Below are 19,569 nucleotides of genomic sequence, written 5' to 3'. Positions count from 1 at the left end.
TCAGTCCACCACTTGTAATCGCATCTAAAAACCAAACAGGTATACCTAGCTCAAAACCATTCGTTTTCGAACCTACCCGCATAGTATGAGACAAAAACGTCTCATAAGTACCCTCTTGACATTTTGACCTAGGCTCATAAAATCCATACTACTTTTTCAGAGTGGTATGCGAGGGCTAATGAGTACGAGGACTTATTTCTATTGTCGAGTCTCTACAACAGAGCAGACAACAGCGAACCAAATACAAGCCTTCAAAGACAGAGGATATGAAGTCAACGAAGCTTTTGTAGTTGAAGATGTTGTATCAGGTGGTGTTTGTGCTTTGGAACGTAAAGGCTTCAGGATTCTTATTGAGCACAAGCTTGTTGCAGGTGACACGCTGGTGGTCTTAAAGCTAGACCGTTTAGGACGTGACAACATAGATGTACAACAAACGATCAAGCTTTTGATGGACAAAGGTATCAATATCCACTGTTTAGATTTACCACATAACGACCTAAACAGCCCTGAAGGTCAGTTAATGTTGAAAATGTTTTTAGCTTTTGCTGAGTTTGAAAAAGATCGTATTAGAGAACGAACAATTGAGGGTCAAGCAAGAGCAAGGGCTGAAGGCAAAACTATTGGTCGTCCTGCCAAAGCAAGTGCAGACAAAGTGGCAAAGCTAAGGAATGAAGGATTGTCCATATCCAAAACCGCAGAGAAGCTTAACATCTCTCAATCAACGGTTAAGCGCCTCTACGCAGAATCAAAGAAGAGTAAGGAGAAAAATGGAAACAACAGTAACTAGCAACGCTAAAGAAGTAATTAACGCCTACACAGACGGTTCATGTATTACGCAGAAATGCATAGGCGGCTGGGCATTCATACTAACCAGAGCAGACAAAAAACTAGAACGCTCTGGACATGAAAGAAAGACCACCAGCAACAGAATGGAACTAACGGCAGCAATTAAAGCGTTAGAGGTTATATATAAGAAATATCCGCACAACCCTATAACAGTCCACACAGACAGCCAGTATGTAAAAAATGGCATTACTACATGGATACGTGGCTGGAAGCGTAATGGTTGGCGTAGGAGTGACAGAAAACCCGTCCTTAACGCAGACTTATGGCAGAAATTGGACGAACTGAACGAATCAATGAATGTTTCTTGGGAGTGGGTAAAAGCACACAATGGTCATCCTCTAAACGAGAGAGTTCACATGCTTGCTTACTCTGCTATTCCACAAAAGTAAAATTACAAAGGTATAACAACATGGAACAAACTACATTAGTTGAAGATTTTATCCTACCAGAAGTTGAACTTAACGAGATAGACAACTATCACCGCATACCTGAAGTCAAAGCATGGTTTGTCTGTTCAGTGAAAAATGCAAAGAAAGCGGCAAAAGATGGCCTACCCGTAATCCGAACGCATGTAGGCAACTGGTATGGTCGTCTATTTTAAAAAATGAACTTTTGTAAATCACATTTTGTGTAAACGTCAGGGGGCGATGCAATCGAAGGAGAAACCAACTTGGAAGCTCCCGCCCCCCTTAGTGTATCTGAAAGACAACACAACGTAAGCCTTAGGGTTCATAACACCAGCCGCTATGTAGCCTTACAGAGGCTTCTGAGTGAGTATATGTCATCAGTGGTTTATGTCCCTCTAAGCTAAACTCTGAGAAACCGCACGGCAACAGTAAACAAAGTAGTTAAAAAAACCAAATTAACTACATAAAAGCAGATACAAAAGGAGACACAAAAGAAATAAATATCAATAACTTAATGAAAAACAACAAGGTAAAAATGGGGTATACACCCTACAGCTACCTCTACATTCATGTATAGTCTCATCCACTAGTTGTCAACAAGTAATACGCACAATGGAAACTAGAAGAATAACACTATCCTCAATAAATGCAGATGATAAACGCTACCAAGTCAGAGACCCTAGAACTTCACCGTATGGGGAACGTATAGATCAAGAGAAGGCTTCACGCAGACACATTCAGACTATCGTTAAGGCATTGAATGATAACCCAAAAAAACGCATAGAACCCATTGAGGTAGTTGAAGACCCTAAAAAGTATGGTCAGTATATTATCGTTGATGGTTTCCACCGCTACGGGGCATACAGGCAGATCTTTAAAAACACCAAAGGTAAACGCTTCAAACAAATTAGAGTTAAGGTACATACTGAAGGTGTAACACTAGATAGAGCCTTGTCTATCAACACCGAGCACACAGCCTTATCTCTTACAAGCAGTCAACGAACAGAGTTACAGTGGCAACAATTTCTAAATCTCATGAGTCAAGATAATCCCCCAAGCATTAAGAAGACCTCAGAGATACTTGGTATTCAGACCTCAACAGTTAGTAACTGGCGTAAGCTTAAGAATGAGTTTGAAGAGGCTGGTTTCTTTGATAAGAAGAGCAATGCTGATAAGAACCCCATTACGGGCTTTCCTATGCTAAGACCAAGCCGAGAAGCACTTAAAAGGGATGAATGGTCTTCTGTTGACGAAGAAACCACAGGAGCGTTAACTGAGGATGATAAGGCTACCGCTAGGCAGATTTTAGAAAAGGCCAAATGCGCTAATGAACCAGATAAGCTTGCTAAGTTCATAAGGCTTTATCTAGGTGAGCCGTTAAACGCTATAGACTTTGATATAAGTATTGATGAACTTGAGCAAGAGAATGAAGGATCTTTCTAAGATAGTAGTGTCAACCCGCACGAGCCTCACCATAAGCATCCTAGGTGACTATTAGATTACCCGTATAGATACTCTAAACCCTTATTGCACGAGGTATAGAGCATAGCAAGTTTTTAAACTTCCCATAAAAAACGAGCCACCAGCAGGACTAGGACAGTTTCTTACAGGCTGGTGGCCTGATGGGTTACCACAAACGAGACAGAGCTAAACGAGGGAGACGGTCGATAGCTTCTCTCTTCGTCTCTAACTCAACCGTACCATATGAACCGCCTACACCCGCTGGAGTATGACCAGTAATAGCGTCACTAACAGTGTCAGCAATACCCAGTCTGCGCAGAGCCGTCTTGAAAGTATGCCTAAAGGCATGAGCTGGTTGGGTTGTGTGTATACCTAGAGACCTGACTGTTTGACCCCACCACTTACTGAGTGCCGCTGATTTCTTACCGTATTTGTTCTCTTTAAGCTCAGGGAACAAGAAGCCAACTGACTCCGCAACATAATCTAAGAAACCTAGTTCTATCAGATGAGCAGGGATAGGTACGTGTCTCAGTGAAGAGTTATTCTTAACGCTTTGCCCCTCACCTCGACGGATATTGAGGTAATGTATGCCTGAGTCTGATTGGGATACATCTGACTTATGTAGTTGAGACATCTCCTCTAGGCGTGCACCTGTATATCTGCACAACAAAGGAACCCAATAACAAGCCATACCATAAGGTTTACGAGCATTAACATCATTAAATACGTCAGCTTGGAACAGTCGACGCATTTCTGAGTCAGTGTAGCCTTTTCCCTCATTAGCTTCAGTTTTCTTCTCCGCCGTGGCAACACGCACACCTACGTGTGGATTAGAGTCGATGATGCCTAGTTCAACGGCATAGCTAAACACAACAGAGGTCTTGCGTAGACAGTTCTTCACCGTAGTAGCACTTAAAGTCTCTAGACCTTGTATCTTTACAAGTTCAATTTGCTCTAGAAGAGGTCTATTCCTGATACTTGCAATTTTAGACTTAGGTAACTGAAGCAATGTATCTCGAAACTCAACGATATGCGCACGAGTTACTTCAGTAACATCCAGATCTCCGATAACTTCGATTAGACGCTCAATCTGAAGGCCTGCCTCATACAATGCTTTAGCGTCTTTGTCCTTAAGAGTTTCAGACTGGTGATACCTCTTAAACACATTAGATATAGAGTATTGAGATGCCTTTTTGCGCTTAGGCTGGTGTTTGTTAGCTAAAGGGTTAACTGACAGAGGTTTGTCTGCAATAGGATTAGATACTGCTTCGTAGCCATAGTCACGGTTGTAACGTGCTCTACATAGCGCTTCGATGCGATGAATGTAGTGATAGAAAGCTACTGCTAATTGACGGAAAGACTCACTGTGAGAAGAGACAACTAAACCCTCTCTATCTAGTTGAGCAACAATAAACTCTTTTAGTTCATCTGCTAGCTCTTGAAGCTGGTCAGGAGTAGCAGTATCAACCTCGTTGCCACATATGGACAAAGTATCAGACAAGCCAAATTCATGGGCTGTGCCTTCCGCATCTACATCCCTTTTTAAGAAAAGATCGTAGTTACCAGAGGTATCAACTTCATTCTTTACGTGTTCATACCAACGCTCTGCGATGATTGCACAGTCTCTAACATTGAGTTCGACATTGGATGAATTAGATAGTTTTAACTGAGCAACGGCGATCTGCTTCTGCGCATCGAATAGACACTCAGTAAATCGTGGTTTAGCTTCAGAAAGGTTTTTCGTTTGAAGAGATTTCTTGAAGACTGTCTTACCGATTATAGGAACCAGCTTTTTGGGGACAGCCATTCTAAAGTAGTAAACACCAGTTTGAGGATGCTTATAAGGACTTGCCATGATGTTCGACATTGTACCTACTCTTTGTACCAGTAGGCAGCTTACATTAAAACACCAAACCCCTGTATTATAAGAAGTTCTTACACTACAAGGGCTTATAGAATGTGGCGGTGAGTGAGAGATTCGAACTCTCGATACGTTGCCGTATACACACTTTCCAGGCGTGCTCCTTCAGCCACTCGGACAACTCACCGAATCAAATTTTGGTTAGCATCATTGGCTAACGAGGCGCTAATTTAATGATTATGTGCCTGATGGTCAAGGCTAAACATAAAAAAAAGCGCCCTTTTCGAATCGATTGCTCACTAAGTAACTAAATTGAGCAAAACTGGGGCATTTACATGCTTTGAGAATAACCGGGAACACGGAACCAACGGCGGCACATATCCAAGAAGTACCCATACAACACACCCATGCCACAAGAAATAACAGCGTTACTTGCCACTGCGGTCACAATTTGATCTGTAGACGCGCCAACCGCGAATAAGATACCCGCATAAACTGGAGATTGAAATAGTACATAAGCGACCAGATCAGAGATGTTTTTCATAAAGGAAGACGGCGACACCTTACTACCTTGATGCAGCACCCAATCACGAAAAACCCCATACGGCCAAGCAATGGCGATATTCACTGGAATCGATAGCGTACGCGATGCTAGAGATTGCTCAAATGTCATCCCTGAAATCAAAATCTCGACAATCATCCCTGTGATAAAGCAAAAAACAACCATAGCAAAGGTATCCGCTGCGGCGTGACGAATACAAAATGGTCCACGAGACTTCATTTACAAAACCCTTAAAATCAAACACTGCAATTAATAAAAATAATAAAACTATTAACCGCTAAAAAGACATCAAGCCAGTTAATGATGCAATTAGAACACACAAAAACTAGCTTATGGCTCTGTATTTAAAATTAAGTTGTAAATTTATAACCAACTTTTAAAGTAAAAGTAGTTTTTTTCACCAATGGCGAGTAAAAACGCCTAAAATTACGTAAAAATGGTACAAAAACACGGATTTCACTTACATAAAAAGGGGTTACGATAATTATTTTGACGTAAAGTTAGAACAAAACTCGGACTGTAAACAGTCACTCCTATAGCTTATGCTACCAAGCTGCGAAAATTCAGAGTATTACCGATATAATCACAGTAGAAGGTCTTGCTGCTTTACTCGTAAAAGTAAAACTGCAAGCCTGTTCATTGCAGGTTAGAAGAGTTTGTCACGAAGCTGGATGACGTATGAATAGTAAGAACAATTCACAGTTGCGCCATATTGATTCAGTTATGGTGAGGCCAGCAAAATCGTTAATGTATCGATATCATCTTGGTCTGGGGATTGCTGACGCTTTAAGTTACTTCTTATCCGTTCAGCGACTGAAGAAACGTCGTCACTGAGTTCAAGGGGAGCCTCCGCAATGATCGCTGAAATAGCCTCAAGTGCTTCATTAAGATGTCCATTATCTAGAGCGACATAGAAGTTGAGTAACCACTTTTCAGCATTAAAGCTATCTGCTGCATTTCCATCAAAGTCCGATTGGTACTGATATAACTGTGTCGCATGAAGATACAGTGCATCATTTAATTCAGACTCCACTATTGGTTTCGCTATTATGTGGTCTGCTCCTACATTAATCATACGTTCTTGTGTTTCTTTGAACACATCCGCTGTACAGCCAAAAATCAGTACCGACTTAGCAGGCGAACTCATTGCTCGAATGGCTGATATGGCCCCAACGCCATCTAGAACAGGCATATGATTATCCATCAGTATCAAATCAAATGGTTTGCTCGCAACCTCATCGACTGCAAGCTGACCATTTTCGACACTTGTGCACTCAAAGCCCTTGGCTCGGAGGAAAGTTTCCATAATGATCGCATTTGTTCGGTTGTCTTCAACAATGAGTGCTTTCAACCCTTTACAGTTCAATTTATGTGTATTGATTGACTCTACTTTACCCGGCTTGCAAGGTGTAAGGGCAATTTCGACAGTAAAAGTCGTTCCAGCGTCCTCCTGACTCTCTACAACCACTTGCCCACCCATATGTTCCGCGATTTCTTTGACTATTGCTAAACCAAGCCCTGTACCACCAAACCGTCTAGTCGTTGATGACTCCGCTTGCTCAAAAGGACGAAAAATGCGTTTTTGTGCCTCTTTTGAAATACCAATTCCTGTATCTTTTACCTTTAGTATCAGCTTGGTGCCTGCCTTACTCGATTTCTCGGCTAGCTCTACCTCTACGATGCCACGATCGGTGAACTTAACAGCGTTATTGAGTAGATTGAACAGTACTTGACGCAAACGGGCTTTGTCATTGTTGTACCAACGACCCGTTGGTAAATGCGAGACGACTCTAAAGCGAAGACCTTTTTCTGCACATAGAGTTTGATAAACACTCTTGATACTGCCGATAATCGACTCAATTGGGAAAGGCTTATTTTCAAACTCAACATGCCCTTGTTCAATTTTTGAGTAATCTAAAATCTCATTGAGTAATGTCATCATGTGATCACCTGAATCATAAAGTGTTCTCAGGTGCTTACGCTGCTCATCGGTAAGTGGTGTTTTTAACAGTATCTGGGCAGTTCCTAGTACACCGTTCATTGGTGTGCGAATCTCGTGGGACAATGTGGCTAAGAATGCCGTTTTAGCGTTTGTCGAAGCCTGAGCTTTTATTCTCTCCTGCTCTAAATAGATCGTCTTTTCATTGAACTTCTCGATAAGCTGTCCGATTTCGTCATCGCTATCGTAGTCAATATCTATGATCCCACCAGTTTTCGAGTCATCAATCTTAGCGGCAATGCGAACAATTGGTTCAACAATATAGCGATTCAGTAAGTAGTAACCGACCAAGACACACAAGAGCAAAAATGGAATGATCCTCCCCTCAACGCTCATCACTTGTTCAAACACTTGATCGGCGACTTTAGCTTTTGCGTTGACAACTTCCATGCGCCAATCGAACTCTCCGAAATCAAGCTCGCTGACATAAATTTCGTCCGTCAGTTGAAAGTTGTGTTCAATAATCACGTTTGAGTCAGCATCGCGAACCACTACCCCCAAAGAATGCTGGTTCGTGTGCTCTCGAATAAACTGAAAAAGTGCATCAAGTGATAGGTCTACCGTTACAACTCCAGCGAATCGACCGTTTTGGTAGTACGGAGAAGACGCGGTAATCATCTGGACCTGAGTAAAGGTATCGATGTAAACCGTAGACCAACTAACAGAACCTACCGGAGCATCGGCGGCAGCGACATACCAGGCTTCATTATCATAACCGCCAGATTCGGGGTTATTGTAGGAGTGAATTTGGTCAATACCACTATCACTGTTTTTATTGAAGAATAGACTTTTATATCTCCATTGTTCTGCTTTTAGTTCGGGTTTAGGCCATACGCCACCACTAACAAGCATCTTGTCACTCAATTGAAGTATATGTGGAATTATTGTGTTGAGAGATTGAATATTTTCAGTCCCTTGGGCTAGCCCTACTAAGCTGCTCAATACACCTGTAGAACTGAGGAGGGGCTCTTTTATCTCAAGAGCCAGGAGTTGGGTACGTAACTCTAGGTTTTGCTCTAGCTTTTGTCTAACCGGTGGCTCAACAACCAAATAGGCGACAGAACCGATAGTGGCGATAAAGAAGCACAGGTAAAGTGTTAGGGCGAGAATGCTTTTTTTTCTAAGTGATGAGCGAATTTCCATAGATGTGTGAATCATTCCCTAATATCGATTTATCACTAATTGATTGGTAAGATGAGCGCAATCAACCAGCCCATTAACAAATGGTATTCTATTTTGAAACTACAAGACATTCTTTCTCTCCCAGAACTTGACGGTAAACTACTAAACCTAGCAAAAACTCAAGGCTTTGTAACAGCGATGGCTGCAGCGCCAAACGTATTAATGCCTCAAGAGTGGTTGCCATTCTTATGGGGTGGAGAAGAAACAGCGCCATTTACTGACGGTGAACAACTAGAGCAGTACATTGACGAGATTGTACAAATGTGGAACCAAACTCGTCCCGCTCTCCTAGAAGGCACTTGGCAGTGGCCTGCAGGGTGCGCGCTAGATGAGCAAGACATTGTAACAAGTCAGGCTCGCGATTTCTGTGAAGGTGTATTACAAGGCTGGCAACTTGCGCGTGATGACTGGGAAACGTTGATGCCTGAGGATAGCGAAGATAATGCCCTACTCGGTGGTGTTTTACTTTCTCTTACTATGCTTTACGACCCAGAAACAACCATTGAAACATTGGCCGAACAAGGTATGGAAGGCTTAGAGCAGTTTGAAGAGATCTTCAATGCAATGCCAGTGATGTTATGTGGTCTTACCCAGCGCGGTGTTGCATTAGCTGAAGAACAATAGACGCAACGCTGTCGACCATCAAGATTGAACGGCTGAATAGACAAAAAGCTCTCCAAATGGAGAGCTTTTTTGATCATGTTAAAATTACATGTGGAATATACCGCGCCATATCTTGAGTCACTAAGCTACTGTCTTCCCTAATCGAAATACCGGCAGCTCTATCATTGACCAACCAACTGCCAATTAACGTATGGTTGTGCCCAAACTTAGGTAGTGGATGGTATTGCTGGACGATATTGAATTTAGATTCATAAGGCCCTGACGTTTTAACAAAACGTTTTCCATCGATGACGATCTCGATGTTCGCGCCCTCTCGAGAAAATAGTGGCTTGATGACATAATCTCTCATAGTGTTCGCTTTTGAATCGTTAGCAAAATAAGCGGGCAAAAGGTTCGGGTGATTAGGAAAGCGCTCCCACAATAACGGTAAAAGTGCTTTATTGGATAGAATCGACTTCCACATCGGTTCTAACCAGTTTACGTTCGCAGTCGCTAAGTACTTCGCATATTCCTCTTCAAACATAAACTCCCAAGGGTAAAGCTTAAACATCCAACGAATCGCTCTGTCGTCAGCATCCACAAACAGACCATCTTCCGTCACTCCAATATCTTCGACATGCACGAATGCCGTTGCTAACCCTGCCTCTCGCGCGCAATCCTCTAAATACTGGACAGTCCCTTTATCTTCTTCAGTGTACTTGCAGCAGCTAAAGTGAAGTGTTTGTCCTGGTTGGTATTTTGCTATTTCGGCAAAGCGCTCGATCAAAAAGTCTTGAAGAATATTGAATTGATCCGCGCTCTGGTGAACTCGACCTTTATTTACAACATCTTCTAGCCACACCCACTGCCAAAAGCCAGTTTCAAACAAGCTGGTTGGCGTATCCGCATTGTTTTCCAGTAATTTTGCTGGCGAGGTCCCGTTGTACGCGAAATCCAGCCGCGAATAAAGCGAAGGTTCGCTTCGTCTCCATGAAGAAGCGACCTGCTCCCACATAGATTCAGGGATCGCACATTGCGTCAGCAACCGCTCACTCCGAACGACTTCATCCACAATAGCCAGGCACATCTGATGCAGCTCTTCAGTGGGCGCTTCTATATCGCGCTCAATTTGCTCCAGCGTGAATTGATAGTAAGCACTCTCATCCCAATACGGTTGGTCATACATGGTATGGAAACCAAAACCAAACTGGCGTGCTAATTCACGCCAGTTTTCGCGCTCTTGTATTTCTCGTCGAAACATAGTGCTTTTTAACCGCCTCGACTGACCGACACCGCTTTACCAAACCCGCCTCGAGACATCGCCCTGCCAATGGTGCCGCCACCACGTTTATTAAGGCTATTCGTCGCAACTTTGGTCGGCTGATTTCGGTAGGAGCCAAAGAATTGCCCTGCTCCATTATAGAATTTGGATTTATAACGGTACATCGGCTCTGAGTAATAGCTCTTGTTATAACCTTTCAACCCGCTTAATGAGCGACTGTAAAAAAAACCGCCAAAGTTAGGTACATAAGCTCGGGAACTGGAACTGTAGTAACAATCATCCTCGTAGAAATCATTCTCGCATTCGAACTCGCTGCGGTAGCGAGGGGCATTTTGTTCGGCACGAGCTAAAGCTTCTTGGTATGCAATGTCACACTGTTCACTAAACTCAGGCGAGTTAGATTTACACTCATCAGCATCAGAAAAAATGTACCCTTCTGTTTTTGACTCGTACGTAGCAAAGAAGAAAATACCACCAAAGGCAGCAAAGGGAAGAATTTTCCCAAGCTTTAAGCTTTTGTCCATGGAAGAACGTTTAACGTTAGAACTCCGCTTCATCGTTCCTCCTAGTAAGTCATGCAAGCGGCATTCAATACGCCGACCGAAACAGAAACTGCGGCTAATACAATACCGGCTGGCAGTTCATCTTTTTCGATACGCTCTGCCACTTTCGGAAGTAAAATAAAGCGTACAATTGCAAATGCGATAATTTGAGCAAGCATTGCAACAACGCCCCACACCATAAAATCGACGATATTGACCGAGTTTTTTGCCGCCCCCGAAATCGCGAGACAATAACCAAGGAAGGCCCCACTTAGCGCAATCGCTGCTGCTGTATTTTGTTTTTCTTTGATCAGATGCCACTCATCGTATGGCGTCAACTTGACGTAGATGAACTTAAACGCCAATACAAAAATAATAGAAACAGAGAAATAGAGTAAAAAGTTTGGGAAGCCTGCTAACAGGCCGGCAATCATGTGCATTATTGTTCCTTGTTCATTTCTTTCCAGGCAAAATCTTCAATACGTTCATCTGCAATGTAAAACAGCTTGGTACTCGCGGGTACTTCAGCATCTAAATCTGGGTTGAGTTGAATACCATCGCCAATATCAAAAGCAATCAGCGTGGCATGATGGCGTCTTTTGAGAAAAACGAAGAGATTCTCAATAGTGGTGGCAGACTGACCCTCGGGATAAATAACTGAGTATTGCGTCATACCTCGTGTTGAAGCCAAAAGCTCCTGATGAAGCGCACTTGAGCCCGGGTCAACCGCCGCTTTTGCCAACATTTCTGCGCCAACAGCAGGTATGCATTCCGCTTTCGGGCAATGCTGACTTAGAAGTCGGCCTAGCGCTTCATCTTTAAAGTAAGCGACCAAATGAGCGGAAGGGTTTACAGATGCGCAGTATAGAGCGGCTGACAAGGTAATGTCGTCCGAGAGATTATCCACAATAATGCAAGCGGCTTCGGCAATATTGGCGTTTTTCATTTCTTGCGAATCGGTATAACTGGTCACTTTGATAAAACTGATTTCGCCAGGTAACGGGTTCTCTATTTCTGAACGGCTGCATAAAACAATCGGACGCTTTCCCTCTTCTTCATGTTGTAACATGCGAATAAGGTGCATCGTCCTCGATCCATTCCAGCCCAACAATACAATATGGTTTTCCACTCTTACTCTCCGTTTTCCTAAAATACCCGCTCGCCAATAGTCCATCGCGGCTCCAGCGACACGCCCCAATAATGCGGCGAATAAGCTCAAACCGCCGGGGATTACAAATAGTACGACAACCCATTTACCCAAATCTGTTACTGGAGAATGGTCGCCATAACCCACCGTACTCGCCGTAACCATGAGGTAATAGATAAAGTTAGCGAAACTGTCTGTTAATGCTGTTTCACCAGCGAGAACCAGCAGCCACCATGAAAGGCTCACATATAAGCCACTAAAGATGAGAAGGCTTCGGTTGCTCAATTTAAAAAGGTGTGAACTAAGCCACTTTTTAACTACTAACCACACCGCCATAAATTTATGACCTCGATATTCATTGATTGCATCAATAGTAACTCATTGATAGTAAGACACAAAAAAACCAGCCATATTCGACTGGTTTTTGAGATTTACTTTCAATTACGCCTACTTTTTAAGCATTACCTTTCACTTGCATATTTAGCTGCTCAGCAAAATCTAGCATGCGGTTAAGCGGTATAAGGGATTTAACACGCAGTTCTTCGTCAACAAAAATCTCGTGCTCTTTACCACCTTCACTAAGCGCTTTCTCAATTGCTTTCAAACCGTTCATTGCCATCCAAGGACAGTGTGCACAGCTGCGGCATGTTGCGCCTGCACCTGCGGTTGGTGCTTCGATAAGTTCTTTTTCTGGCACTAGTTGCTGCATTTTAAAGAAAATACCTTTGTCTGTCGCAACGATCATTTGTTTGTGAGGAAGCTCTTTCGCTGCTTTGATCAGCTGACTCGTTGATCCAACGGCATCGGCAAGTTCTACGACGCTTGCTGGTGACTCAGGGTGAACCAAAATAGCCGCATCTGGATACACGCTCTTCATTTTTCGTAACGCATCAGCAGAGAACTCATCATGAACCACACACTCACCCTGCCAAAGCAGCATATCTGCGCCAGTTTTGTTAGCGATGTACGATCCTAGGTGACGGTCTGGTCCCCAAATAATTGGCTTATCTTCAGCGTCTAAGTGTTCCACGATTTCAAGCGCAATACTCGATGTAACGACCCAGTCGGCACGGGCTTTAACCGCTGCTGAGGTGTTTGCGTAAACTACAACCGTATGATCAGGGTGAGCATCACAAAACTCGCTGAACTTATCCGCAGGACAGCCAAGGTCGAGCGAACATTCCGCTTCCAACGTTGGCATTAGAATGCGCTTTTCTGGTGTCAGAATTTTGGCCGACTCGCCCATAAAGCGAACACCACCAATAATCAATGTACTTGCAGGGTGACGATTACCAAACTTCGCCATTTCCAACGAGTCACCAACAAACCCGCCAGTGTCTTCAGCTAGGGCTTGAATCTCAGGGTCGGTATAGTAGTGCGCGATAAGTACCGCATCTTTTTCTTTGAGTAACTTTTTAATACGCTCAATGTAAGATGCTTTTTCTTCTTCGCTTAATGGAACTGGTTTCGGTGGGAATGGGTAAACAGTGTCGATTTTATCTAATATATGGCTCATTGCTCTTGCTCTACGCAACTTCCTTTAATCCGAGTATTGTAACCTCGTTAATTTTCAAAAACCAACTTGTCGCGGGGATTTCTAGCGGTCTAGCCGTATATCTTTGTTACAGGTAGCATTTCCGAGTAGCGAAATTCGGTGCAACACAAGGTCAGAGGCTCTGCATCATTGCTATCGACTTAGCCGTTCTGCACCAACAGAAAATGGAAAAGAAAAAGGAAGCCGAGGCTTCCTTTTCAAAACATAACGTCTTACAGCTTAGAGCTGGCAAGTTTTGCAGATGCACTACCTGGGTATTCATCAACCACTTGTTGGTAGTACTTTTTCGCTTGAGCTGCATTGTTATTACGCTCAGCGATTTCGCCTAACTTAAGCAACGCATCGGCTCGCTTATTGGAGTCTTTATAAGACACAACAGCGGCAAAACTTTTCACTGCATCCTCATCCTGCTTTTTAGCGAAGTACAACTGACCTAACCAGTAGTGAGAATTCGCTGAATATGTAGAATCAGGATAATCTTTCTGGAACTGCTGGAACGCTGCAATTGCACCAGTGTAATCACGCTTTTTGAGAATGAGGTCAACTGCATTCTGATATGCCGTTTGCTCATCAACATTTGGAGTGTACTGGCCACCTGTTTTCACAGGTTGTGCTTCTTGTGCAGGTGTGGATTTTATCTCTCCACGAACACGATCCAGCTCGACAAACAACTCACGTTGACGTTGCAACATTTGTTTCATTTCGTAGCTATTTCGCTCTAATTGACCACGCAATTCACTGATCTCTTGTGACATTTGGTCAATTTGCTGTTGCATTTGGAGCTGAACGCGATTGCGATTTTGTAGCAAACGTTCTAGACGCTCTACTTCCGTTTCAGATGAACGGCTCTTAGAGACGGATGATGTGCTGTTGAGATCGGATACTGGAGCTGGTGCAGCGAACGCAAAGTTCGCTGCACTTGCCAGTAACGTAAGCGCAACAGCGCGCTTAGTGTTACTGAACATGAGGATTACCTCGAATTAGTATACTAGAACCGCGCGACGGTTCTTAGCGTAAACTTCATCTGATTGACCTAGAAGAAGTGGCTTCTCTTCACCGTAGCTAACGATTGAGATTTGGTCAGCTTGAACACCTAGTGCTTGTAGGTAGTTCGCTACTGCTTGTGCACGACGCTCACCTAGAGCAATGTTGTACTCAGGTGTACCGCGCTCATCAGCGTGACCTTCGATAGTTACGTTAAGTGCTGGGTTCTTGCTTAGGTAAGAAGCGTGAGCCGCTAGCATCTCTTCGTAATCTGCTGCAATTGTTGAGTTGTCAAAAGCAAAGTAGATTGTTTGAGTTTCACGTAGCGCTTGCTCTTTTAGCTCTTGCTCTGTCAACTGACCGCTTTGATCAATTGGCGTAGCTACTGTTGTTTCAACTGCGCCATTGTTGTTTGTTGCTGCACCAGTGTTAGAAGCAGCGTCGTCGCTTGAACTACACGCTGTAACAGCCATTACAGGAAGCGCGATTAGTAGCCCTTTTAGAACCTTGTTCAGTTGCATCTTATTTTCCTTTATTAATCAAACTTATTACTACAAAAACGGTGACCATGCAGGCGCTCGAACACGCCCATTTGTTGCCGGTAATCTAGCTTTGAATCGACCATCAATTGACACCATCGATAGTACGTTTTTCTTGTTGTAAATCGAGCTATACACAACCATGCCACCGTTTGGGGCAATACTAGGAGACTCATCAAGCAAGGTCTTAGTTAAGACTTGAAGAGCACCAGTTTCCAAATCTTGTTTCGCCAAATTAAATCCTGCGTTGCTGCGGTTCACCATAACTAGGAATCGCCCATCAGGAGTAATCTGACCACCCAAATTTTGGCTGCCTTGCCAAGTCAAACGGTCAATAGAACCGCTGCCCAAATTTACTTGATAAATCTGTGGTTTACCACCCCTATCCGATGTGAAAATCAACGATTTTCCATCCGGATGCCAGAACGGTTCCGTATTATTTGATCTGCCACGCGTAATTTGCGTCAGCTTACGAGTGTTAAGGTCAAACGTATAAACATGAAGCGAGCCTGTTTTAGAAAGAACAATCGCTAACTTATTGCCATCTGGCGAAAATCTTGGCGCACCATTGTGACGTGGGTATGAAGTAATTTTCTCACGTTCACCGGTGTAGATGTTCATGATGAAGATTTCTGCTTGGCCATTTTGGAAGCTAACATACGCAAGCTTTTTACCATCTGGTGACCACGCTGGTGACATTAATGGTTGCTTAGAACGTAAAACCAGACGCTCATTGTAGCCATCGTAATCAGCGACTCGAAGTTGGTAAGGGAAACGGTCTTTATCGTTCACTACCACATATGCGATACGAGTCATGAAAGCGCCACGGTCGCCAGTTAACTGTTCATACACCAAATCAGAGATACGGTGAGCGTACTCACGCATACGAGGCCCTTGAACAGTGGCTACTTTATTGAACAGCACATGATCTTTTGACAGAACCAATTCACCGTCACTACCAAGCGCCTTACTCTTCCCACCTGTTAACTGACCACGCACAATATCAACAAGTTGATAGTTGATAACGTAGTCACCTTGGTCGTTTTGCTTGATTGAACCAGTCAATAGCGCATCCACACCTAAATTGGTCCAAGCATCAAAATTAACTTCTGATTCACTGAACGGTGTTTGTGGCATTTTGCTCGTTGGAACTGGGCTGAATTTACCACTACGTTGTAAATCCGAGGCGATAACAGCAGAAACATCCGTTGGAAGCGCTTGTGTGCCCTCCCACTTAAACGGAACAACAGCAATTGGTCGTGCTGAATCAATACCATCGGTAATGACCAACTCTAATGCGGCATTCGCCACATTTGTCATACTGCTAAACAGTACAAACATTCCTAGTAAAAGGCGTCTAATCACGTCTTATTCCTTTTAGTCCAAAGCAACAGTTATGTTGATGTCTTTTAGTCTTTCATTGACCGCTGATTCTGAAGATTTAGGGAACGTCCCTACCTGAGCTATTGCTCGCTTCGCCGCAGCACATACTCGAGTATCGCCACTCAAAACGGTAACACCAGAGACCATCATATCAGTTCCTGTCGGAATCAATTTGATGTTTACCCTACACTCCTTTCCCAGCAAGTAGTCATCCTTAATCAGCTTTTGCTGAATATTTTGAGTATAGATGGATGACATACGAGAAAGTTCGTCGTCAATAAATTGATTGCGCGCAGCACTGTTTTTACTGACCTCATCCTCGAGACCCGCAAAAATATCATCTAACGCGGCTTCTTGAGCTTTACGCTCACGCTCGGCACGCTCAGCTGCTTCTCTCGCTTTACGCTCTCGCTCCGCTGCCTCTTTTGCCGCTTTCTCTTTTGCAATGCGCTCTTGTTCAGCTTTTTCAGCAGCTTCACGCTCACGACGTGCTTTTTCTTCCGCTTCTTTTGCTGCTTTTTCACGAGCCAAACGTTCTTGCTCAGCTTTTGCTATAGCCGCTTCTTTTGCTAAACGCTCCTGCTCAGCTTTACGCACGGCTTCTTCTTTTTCCTTGCGCTCTTTTTCTAGCTTAGCAGCTCGCTCTTTTTCTTTGCGAACACGTTCTTCTTCCTGCTTGCGCTCTTGCTCTTTTTTCTTACGTGCAGCTTCTGCTTCTCGCGCCGCTTGAGCATCTTTCGCTTGCTGCTCTTTCAACTTGCGAATTTGCTCTTCTTCAGCTTTGCGGTTTTTTTCTAGCTGCTCTGCTTCGCGTCTCAGTTTATCAAGACGCTCTTGTTCTTTTTTCGCTGCCTTTTCGCGTTGCTGGCGAATTTCTTTCGCTTGTTGCTGCACAAGTTTTGGATCGATGACAACAGCTTGAACCATTTGCCCTGTAGGCTCTGGTTTAGACATGTTGAAGTCCGTCCCCCAAAGCAGGGCTGCAACTAGAATTGCATGCAAACCAACCGATATTGCTATCGGTTTGGCGTATTGGTTGGGTTTCTTATTGTGATCTTTCATAGATAATTGATGTCTATTCCCTGATATCGGTCATTAGACCTACCTTAGGGATACCAGCTCGACTTAGTTCATCTAGCAATAGAACAACATCGGCATATGGTGTTGCCGCGTCGCCACCTACCGCAACTGGTGAATCTGGCTTAACCTCTCGCTCCGCTTTCACTCGCACAATAACATCTTGCAACGACAAACCTCGCTGAACTTCTTCATCATTTACGCTTAGGCCTAAATTACCCTCGCTATCAATTTCGATGATAATAAAGCTACTGTCAGTCTCGCCAGCAAGGTCTTGCATAGATTCTGCGGTCGATGTTTTCGGAAGATCAACGTCGACGCCTTGAGTCACAAATGGAGCGGTCGCCATAAAAATGATCAACAGTACGAGCATTACGTCGATATACGGAACAACGTTGATCTCCGCTGTCATTTTTCGCTTTTTAGGTTGATAACCCGCCATGCTTTATTCCTTATCCGCGCTGTCTCGGCCAGCCATCGCTTGACGATGAAGGATGCTGTGGAATTCTTCAGAAAATGTTGCGTAAGTGTGCTCTAGTTTACTCACTTTATTGCTTAGGCGGTTGTACGCCATTACTGCCGGAATAGCCGCAAATAGCCCCATCGCTGTCGCGATAAGTGCCTCGGCGATACCCGGTGCAACCATAGACAACGTAGCTTGCTTTACTTCACCCAGCGCAATAAAGGCGTGCATGATGCCCCAAACGGTACCAAATAGGCCGATATAAGGGCTTATAGAACCGACTGTTGCCAAAAACGGTAAGCTTGTTTCTAGCTCATCTACTTCACGAGAAACAGCAACGCGCATTGCGCGGCCAGTGCCTTCCATGATGTAAGCTGGTGAATTTGCGTTGCTCTTACGTAGGCGAGCAAACTCTGTAAAACCTGCGTAGAAGATTTCTTCTGTGCCTTCAATTTCGTCTTTACGCGCTTTTACTTTTTGGTAAAGCTGAGAAAGATCAGTACCCGACCAAAATTTGTCTTCAAACTGCTCTGCATTTTTTGATGCTTGAGAAAGCACTTTGCTGCGCTTGATGATCATTGCCCATGACACAATTGACATGCCAAGCAACGTCAGCATCACAAGCTTTACCAACAGACTGGCCTGAAGAAAGAGATCTAAAATGGAAATATCAGCAGTCACTATTTGTTAGCTCCGAATTTATAAAGGTTGGAATAGCTATTGGTTTCATTTTCTTATTATCGATACATGCTACCTTAACCGAGGCCTTGCACAATATCTTGCCTTGAACATTGACCAACTCTTGACAGAATTGCAGAGAAGCACGTTTTATTTCTGACACTCGGGTTACGACTGTCAGATGCTCGTCCAGCCTAGCCCCTTGGTTGAAATCGATATCCATGTGTCGGACAACAAAGCCGATATTTTGTTCCAGTAACACATGTTGAGAAATGCCTTTAGCACGTAACATCTCTGTCCGTGCGCGCTCAAAGAATTTTAGATAATTAGAATGATATACAACACCGCCCGCATCAGTGTCTTCATAGTACACGGTGATCGGCCAGTGAAAGAGATTTGATGTGCCTTGCAAGGGAGTACCAATATATTCAATTCTTTAAAGTAATTACTATAACTGAAGCGACAGCAATTGGTACCGAGCTAAGGAAATATTTTTGAAATTTGTAGAAAAAATAAAAGCTAGGCGAGATACCTAGCTTTTATTCGATGATTTAGTAACCGACTTTATTACAGCATATTTCAGCCTAAATGAAATAAAGTGCCGTTAGATAAATTAAGATAGCTAACGAGAAATAAGGACTAAACAAAACTTGCCAGTACCAGTTTCTTGGCTTGAAGCCCACCCCATACACCATGCTTGAACATACAGACCAAATCAGTGCTGGTGCGACGATTGAGTTAAAACCACCAATTGCTTGATGGTAAGCTTCAGGGTCCCACATCACCAATCCTACGTGCATAAAGCCAAGGATGAGAGATAAGACTCGTAGCAGAGTCTTATCCATTGGTGCGTGAAGTTTCGCTACCTTATCAGCGAGGTTACTCACTGTCTTTATCCATCATTTCTGAGTGCTCTAGCCAAAGAGCGTTGATGATACCGAATGCACAAGCAAGTAGTACACCTAGAATCCATGCGAAATACCACATAGTAAATGCTC

The 19,569-nt window shown here is 43.6% G+C and carries 22 protein-coding genes and 1 tRNA gene; 5 read left to right on the top strand and 18 right to left on the bottom strand.

Annotated elements, in window-relative coordinates; all coding sequences use genetic code 11:
* Positions 1 to 178 precede the first annotated feature (178 nt).
* The 4 genes from R7E29_RS21065 to R7E29_RS21050 all read left to right on the top strand — a co-directional run bounded on the left by R7E29_RS21065 (position 179) and on the right by R7E29_RS21050 (position 2,696).
* Positions 179 to 787, top strand: a complete 609-nt coding sequence (locus R7E29_RS21065) for a recombinase family protein (protein WP_005459841.1) — start codon at positions 179 to 181, stop codon at positions 785 to 787.
* Positions 768 to 1,235: a ribonuclease HI gene (gene rnhA / locus R7E29_RS21060; protein WP_025626751.1), complete on the top strand. Its 468-nt coding sequence runs from the start codon at positions 768 to 770 to the stop codon at positions 1,233 to 1,235. The genes R7E29_RS21065 and rnhA overlap by 20 nt, the downstream gene beginning before the upstream one ends.
* Positions 1,236 to 1,255: 20 nt before the next feature.
* Positions 1,256 to 1,447 carry a hypothetical protein gene (locus tag R7E29_RS21055; protein ID WP_140085355.1) on the top strand — a complete coding sequence of 64 codons (192 nt, stop codon included), beginning with the start codon at positions 1,256 to 1,258 and terminating at the stop codon, positions 1,445 to 1,447.
* 418 nt (positions 1,448 to 1,865) lie between these two features.
* Positions 1,866 to 2,696, top strand: a complete 831-nt coding sequence (locus R7E29_RS21050; RefSeq protein WP_025626748.1) for a hypothetical protein — start codon at positions 1,866 to 1,868, stop codon at positions 2,694 to 2,696.
* A gap of 184 nt (positions 2,697 to 2,880) precedes the next feature.
* Here the strand turns inward: R7E29_RS21050 and R7E29_RS21045 are convergent, their stop codons facing one another.
* The 4 genes from R7E29_RS21045 to R7E29_RS21030 form a co-directional block, all read right to left on the bottom strand.
* Positions 2,881 to 4,581 (bottom strand): site-specific integrase, encoded by a 1,701-nt coding sequence (locus R7E29_RS21045; protein WP_140085354.1) that lies wholly within the window; start codon positions 4,579 to 4,581, stop codon positions 2,881 to 2,883.
* 93 nt (positions 4,582 to 4,674) lie between these two features.
* Positions 4,675 to 4,762, bottom strand: a tRNA-Ser gene (locus tag R7E29_RS21040).
* A 144-nt stretch (positions 4,763 to 4,906) separates the two neighbouring features.
* Positions 4,907 to 5,356, bottom strand: a complete 450-nt coding sequence (locus tag R7E29_RS21035) for an L-alanine exporter AlaE (RefSeq protein WP_005378276.1) — start codon at positions 5,354 to 5,356, stop codon at positions 4,907 to 4,909.
* 502 nt (positions 5,357 to 5,858) lie between these two features.
* A complete protein-coding gene (locus tag R7E29_RS21030) occupies positions 5,859 to 8,279 on the bottom strand; it encodes a hybrid sensor histidine kinase/response regulator (protein ID WP_054576387.1) in 2,421 nt (806 codons plus the stop codon).
* Between the two features lie 51 nt (positions 8,280 to 8,330).
* Here R7E29_RS21030 and R7E29_RS21025 point away from each other — a divergent pair, with 51 nt between their 5' ends.
* Positions 8,331 to 8,942: a YecA family protein gene (locus tag R7E29_RS21025; protein WP_005378278.1), complete on the top strand. Its 612-nt coding sequence runs from the start codon at positions 8,331 to 8,333 to the stop codon at positions 8,940 to 8,942.
* Between the two features lie 73 nt (positions 8,943 to 9,015).
* On the opposite strand, the gene R7E29_RS21020 is transcribed toward R7E29_RS21025, so the two are convergent.
* The 14 genes from R7E29_RS21020 to cydX form a co-directional block, all read right to left on the bottom strand.
* The gene (locus R7E29_RS21020) at positions 9,016 to 10,182 is read right to left on the bottom strand and encodes a glutathionylspermidine synthase family protein (RefSeq protein WP_042522104.1); all 1,167 of its coding nucleotides are present in this window, start codon (positions 10,180 to 10,182) and stop codon (positions 9,016 to 9,018) included.
* A gap of 8 nt (positions 10,183 to 10,190) precedes the next feature.
* A complete protein-coding gene (locus R7E29_RS21015; RefSeq protein WP_025766906.1) occupies positions 10,191 to 10,760 on the bottom strand; it encodes a DUF1190 domain-containing protein in 570 nt (189 codons plus the stop codon).
* Positions 10,761 to 10,768: 8 nt separating this feature from the next.
* Complete coding sequence (locus R7E29_RS21010) at positions 10,769 to 11,185, bottom strand: DUF350 domain-containing protein (RefSeq protein WP_005378281.1); 417 nt, start codon at positions 11,183 to 11,185, stop codon at positions 10,769 to 10,771.
* Complete coding sequence (locus R7E29_RS21005) at positions 11,185 to 12,228, bottom strand: potassium channel protein (RefSeq protein WP_017635053.1); 1,044 nt, start codon at positions 12,226 to 12,228, stop codon at positions 11,185 to 11,187. Before R7E29_RS21005 ends, R7E29_RS21010 begins: the two co-directional genes overlap by 1 nt.
* A 118-nt stretch (positions 12,229 to 12,346) precedes the next feature.
* Positions 12,347 to 13,408, bottom strand: coding sequence for a quinolinate synthase NadA (gene nadA / locus R7E29_RS21000; protein ID WP_017635054.1), 1,062 nt, complete (start codon positions 13,406 to 13,408; stop codon positions 12,347 to 12,349).
* 251 nt (positions 13,409 to 13,659) lie between these two features.
* On the bottom strand, positions 13,660 to 14,412 hold the full coding sequence (gene ybgF, locus R7E29_RS20995; RefSeq protein WP_005378285.1) for a tol-pal system protein YbgF: 753 nt from the start codon (positions 14,410 to 14,412) through the stop codon (positions 13,660 to 13,662).
* A gap of 15 nt (positions 14,413 to 14,427) precedes the next feature.
* On the bottom strand, positions 14,428 to 14,952 hold the full coding sequence (gene pal / locus R7E29_RS20990) for a peptidoglycan-associated lipoprotein Pal (protein ID WP_005378293.1): 525 nt from the start codon (positions 14,950 to 14,952) through the stop codon (positions 14,428 to 14,430).
* A gap of 30 nt (positions 14,953 to 14,982) precedes the next feature.
* On the bottom strand, positions 14,983 to 16,335 hold the full coding sequence (tolB, locus tag R7E29_RS20985) for a Tol-Pal system beta propeller repeat protein TolB (RefSeq protein WP_005387925.1): 1,353 nt from the start codon (positions 16,333 to 16,335) through the stop codon (positions 14,983 to 14,985).
* 12 nt (positions 16,336 to 16,347) lie between these two features.
* A complete protein-coding gene (gene tolA, locus R7E29_RS20980; RefSeq protein WP_054576385.1) occupies positions 16,348 to 17,415 on the bottom strand; it encodes a cell envelope integrity protein TolA in 1,068 nt (355 codons plus the stop codon).
* 13 nt (positions 17,416 to 17,428) lie between these two features.
* Complete coding sequence (locus R7E29_RS20975; protein WP_005378298.1) at positions 17,429 to 17,872, bottom strand: ExbD/TolR family protein; 444 nt, start codon at positions 17,870 to 17,872, stop codon at positions 17,429 to 17,431.
* Positions 17,873 to 17,875: 3 nt separating this feature from the next.
* Complete coding sequence (gene tolQ / locus R7E29_RS20970; protein ID WP_005378301.1) at positions 17,876 to 18,574, bottom strand: protein TolQ; 699 nt, start codon at positions 18,572 to 18,574, stop codon at positions 17,876 to 17,878.
* Entirely contained in the window at positions 18,564 to 18,983 is a 420-nt protein-coding gene (gene ybgC, locus R7E29_RS20965) for a tol-pal system-associated acyl-CoA thioesterase (protein WP_054576384.1), read from the bottom strand. Before ybgC ends, tolQ begins: the two co-directional genes overlap by 11 nt.
* Positions 18,984 to 19,155: 172 nt before the next feature.
* A complete protein-coding gene (gene ybgE / locus R7E29_RS20960) occupies positions 19,156 to 19,458 on the bottom strand; it encodes a cyd operon protein YbgE (RefSeq protein ID WP_017820043.1) in 303 nt (100 codons plus the stop codon).
* Entirely contained in the window at positions 19,451 to 19,558 is a 108-nt protein-coding gene (cydX, locus tag R7E29_RS20955) for a cytochrome bd-I oxidase subunit CydX (RefSeq protein WP_000270284.1), read from the bottom strand. Before cydX ends, ybgE begins: the two co-directional genes overlap by 8 nt.
* Between the last annotated feature and the right edge of the window lie 11 nt (positions 19,559 to 19,569).

The sequence above is a fragment of the Vibrio sp. Vb1729 genome, assembly GCF_033338655.1.
GTDB classification, from domain to species: Bacteria; Pseudomonadota; Gammaproteobacteria; order Enterobacterales; family Vibrionaceae; genus Vibrio; species Vibrio alginolyticus.
This window is presented reverse-complemented; position numbering and strand designations above follow the sequence as displayed.

Bases quoted from the DNA above. Each gene is read 5' to 3' on its own strand.
- R7E29_RS20975 (WP_005378298.1), bottom strand. From the start codon at position 17,872: ATGGCGGGTTATCAACCTAAAAAGCGAAAAATGACAGCGGAGATCAAC.
- R7E29_RS21045 (WP_140085354.1), bottom strand. From the start codon at position 4,581: ATGTCGAACATCATGGCAAGTCCTTATAAGCATCCTCAAACTGGTGTT.
- R7E29_RS21030 (WP_054576387.1), bottom strand. From the start codon at position 8,279: ATGGAAATTCGCTCATCACTTAGAAAAAAAAGCATTCTCGCCCTAACA.
- R7E29_RS21035 (WP_005378276.1), bottom strand. From the start codon at position 5,356: ATGAAGTCTCGTGGACCATTTTGTATTCGTCACGCCGCAGCGGATACC.
- R7E29_RS21005 (WP_017635053.1), bottom strand. From the start codon at position 12,228: ATGGCGGTGTGGTTAGTAGTTAAAAAGTGGCTTAGTTCACACCTTTTT.
- R7E29_RS21065 (WP_005459841.1), top strand. From the start codon at position 179: ATGAGTACGAGGACTTATTTCTATTGTCGAGTCTCTACAACAGAGCAG.
- R7E29_RS21055 (WP_140085355.1), top strand. From the start codon at position 1,256: ATGGAACAAACTACATTAGTTGAAGATTTTATCCTACCAGAAGTTGAA.
- R7E29_RS21020 (WP_042522104.1), bottom strand. From the start codon at position 10,182: ATGTTTCGACGAGAAATACAAGAGCGCGAAAACTGGCGTGAATTAGCA.
- cydX (WP_000270284.1), bottom strand. From the start codon at position 19,558: ATGTGGTATTTCGCATGGATTCTAGGTGTACTACTTGCTTGTGCATTC.
- pal (WP_005378293.1), bottom strand. From the start codon at position 14,952: ATGCAACTGAACAAGGTTCTAAAAGGGCTACTAATCGCGCTTCCTGTA.
- R7E29_RS21010 (WP_005378281.1), bottom strand. From the start codon at position 11,185: ATGCACATGATTGCCGGCCTGTTAGCAGGCTTCCCAAACTTTTTACTC.
- R7E29_RS21015 (WP_025766906.1), bottom strand. From the start codon at position 10,760: ATGAAGCGGAGTTCTAACGTTAAACGTTCTTCCATGGACAAAAGCTTA.
- R7E29_RS21025 (WP_005378278.1), top strand. From the start codon at position 8,331: ATGAGCGCAATCAACCAGCCCATTAACAAATGGTATTCTATTTTGAAA.
- ybgF (WP_005378285.1), bottom strand. From the start codon at position 14,412: ATGTTCAGTAACACTAAGCGCGCTGTTGCGCTTACGTTACTGGCAAGT.
- nadA (WP_017635054.1), bottom strand. From the start codon at position 13,408: ATGAGCCATATATTAGATAAAATCGACACTGTTTACCCATTCCCACCG.
- rnhA (WP_025626751.1), top strand. From the start codon at position 768: ATGGAAACAACAGTAACTAGCAACGCTAAAGAAGTAATTAACGCCTAC.
- tolA (WP_054576385.1), bottom strand. From the start codon at position 17,415: ATGAAAGATCACAATAAGAAACCCAACCAATACGCCAAACCGATAGCA.
- R7E29_RS21050 (WP_025626748.1), top strand. From the start codon at position 1,866: ATGGAAACTAGAAGAATAACACTATCCTCAATAAATGCAGATGATAAA.